At 42.2% G+C, this 2,402-nt stretch carries 2 protein-coding genes; both read left to right on the top strand.

The features are described from left to right. The coding region (locus tag SORDD16_RS04960; protein ID WP_061452579.1) for an ABC transporter ATP-binding protein at positions 1-1,317 on the top strand (1,317 nt) is incomplete at its 5' end. Beyond that, positions 1,310-2,368 (top strand): ABC transporter permease, encoded by a 1,059-nt coding sequence (locus SORDD16_RS04955; RefSeq protein WP_061452578.1) that lies wholly within the window; start codon positions 1,310-1,312, stop codon positions 2,366-2,368. The genes SORDD16_RS04960 and SORDD16_RS04955, both read left to right, overlap by 8 nt. The last annotated feature ends 34 nt before the right edge of the window (positions 2,369-2,402 follow it).

The raw sequence follows: 2,402 nt of genomic DNA, 5'->3' as shown, positions 1-2,402 counted from the left end.
TCCCCTTCTAAAGCCGCTAGTCTTGGAATTGGGATGGTTCACCAACATTTTATGTTGGTCGAAGCTTTTACAGTAGCTGAGAATATCATTTTGGGGAGTGAAATCACTAAAAATGGTATGCTAGATATAGCCGAAGCTACTAGAGAAATCAGGGCTCTTTCTGAACGTTATGGTTTGGCAGTGGATCCTGCTGCTAAGGTGGCGGACATTTCCGTTGGTGCCCAACAACGTGTAGAAATTTTGAAAACACTTTACCGTGGTGCTGATATCCTTATCTTTGACGAACCTACAGCTGTATTGACTCCTTCAGAGATTGACGAGTTGATGGCTATCATGAAAAACCTTGTCAAAGAAGGAAAATCCATTATTTTGATTACCCATAAACTGGATGAGATTCGAGCAGTTTCTGACCGAGTTACAGTTATCCGTCGTGGGAAATCAATTGAAACTGTAGAAATCGCAGGGGCAACCAATGCTGATTTGGCAGAAATGATGGTTGGACGTTCTGTTTCCTTTAAAACAGAGAAACAAGCCTCTCAACCAAAAGAAGTGGTCTTGTCAATCAAAGATTTGGTGGTCAATGAAAACCGCGGTGTACCAGCAGTAAAAAATCTATCCTTGGATGTTCGTGCTGGTGAAATTGTCGGTATTGCAGGTATTGATGGCAATGGTCAATCTGAACTCATTCAAGCCATTACAGGTCTTCGTAAGGTTGAGTCTGGTAGTATTGAATTAAAAGGAAATTCAATTGTAGGCTTGCACCCACGTCAGATTACAGAGTTGAGTGTTGGGCACGTTCCAGAAGACCGTCACCGTGATGGTTTGATTTTGGAAATGATGATTTCTGAAAATATTGCCCTTCAAACCTACTACAAAGAACCACATAGTAAAAATGGAATTTTGAACTATTCAAATATTACTTCGTATGCTAAAAAGCTAATGGAAGAATTTGATGTCCGTGCGGCAAGCGAATTTGTTCCAGCAGCAGCTCTTTCAGGAGGAAATCAACAAAAAGCGATTATTGCTCGTGAGATTGATCGTGATCCTGAACTCCTTATCGTCAGCCAGCCAACTCGTGGTTTGGACGTTGGTGCCATTGAGTACATTCACAAACGCTTGATTGAAGAACGTGATAACGGGAAAGCTGTGCTTGTTGTCAGCTTTGAATTGGATGAGATTTTAAATGTCTCAGACCGAATTGCTGTTATTCATGATGGTAAGATTCAAGGTATTGTGTCTCCAGAAACGACTAACAAACAAGAACTTGGTATCTTGATGGCAGGAGGAAACTTGGGAAAGGAGAAGAGTGATGTCTAAAAAATTACAACAAATTTCGGTTCCCTTGATTTCCGTATTCTTAGGAATCTTGCTCGGAGCCATCGTCATGTGGATCTTCGGATATGATGCTATCTGGGGCTATGAGGAGTTGTTCTATACAGCTTTTGGTAGCCTCCGTGGGATTGGAGAAATTTTCCGTGCCATGGGTCCTCTTATCTTGATTGGTCTGGGGTTTGCAGTTGCTAGCCGTGCAGGTTTCTTTAACGTTGGACTTCCTGGTCAGGCACTAGCAGGTTGGATTCTTAGTGGTTGGTTTGCCTTGTCAAATCCAGATATGTCACGTCTCGTTTTGATTCCATTAACAGTAATCATTGCTCTGATTGCGGGGGGAATTGTTGGTGCGATTCCAGGTATTCTTAGAGCCTATTTGGGTACATCAGAGGTTATCGTGACCATCATGATGAACTATATTGTATTGTATGTGGGAAATGCCTTTATTCATGCCTTTCCTAAAGATATTATGCAAAGTACAGACTCAACGATTCGTGTTAGTGCCAATGCTACATACCAGACACCATGGTTATCGGAGTTGACTGGAAATTCCCGTATGAATATCGGAATCTTCTTTGCAATCATTGCTGTTGGGGTGATTTGGTTCTTGCTCAAGAAAACGACTCTCGGTTTTGAAATTCGTGCAGTTGGGCTCAATCCCCATGCCTCAGAGTACGCTGGTATTTCAGCAAAACGTACAATCATTCTATCAATGATTATCTCTGGTGCTTTGGCTGGTCTTGGTGGAGCGGTCGAAGGACTTGGAACCTTCCAAAACGTTTACGTTCAAGGTTCATCATTAGCTATCGGATTTAACGGGATGGCAGTTAGTTTGCTTGCTGGAAACTCACCAATTGGAATTCTCTTTGCAGCCTTCTTATTTGGAGTTTTGCAAGTAGGAGCACCGGGTATGAACGCTGCGCAAGTTCCGTCTGAGCTTGTCAGCATTGTAACAGCGTCCATTATCTTCTTTGTCAGCGTTCACTACATTATCGAGCGCTTTGTCAAACCTAAAAAACAAGTTAAAGGAGGTAAGTAAGGATGTCTATTACAACATTACTCACCCTCTTGGT

This window comes from Streptococcus oralis, assembly GCF_001578945.1.
Taxonomy (GTDB): Bacteria; Bacillota; Bacilli; order Lactobacillales; family Streptococcaceae; genus Streptococcus; species Streptococcus oralis_Q.
Note: the sequence above shows the minus strand (reverse complement) of the source record. Positions and strands in the feature narration are given on the sequence as shown.

Bases quoted from the DNA above. Each gene is read 5' to 3' on its own strand.
- SORDD16_RS04955 (WP_061452578.1), top strand. From the start codon at position 1,310: ATGTCTAAAAAATTACAACAAATTTCGGTTCCCTTGATTTCCGTATTC.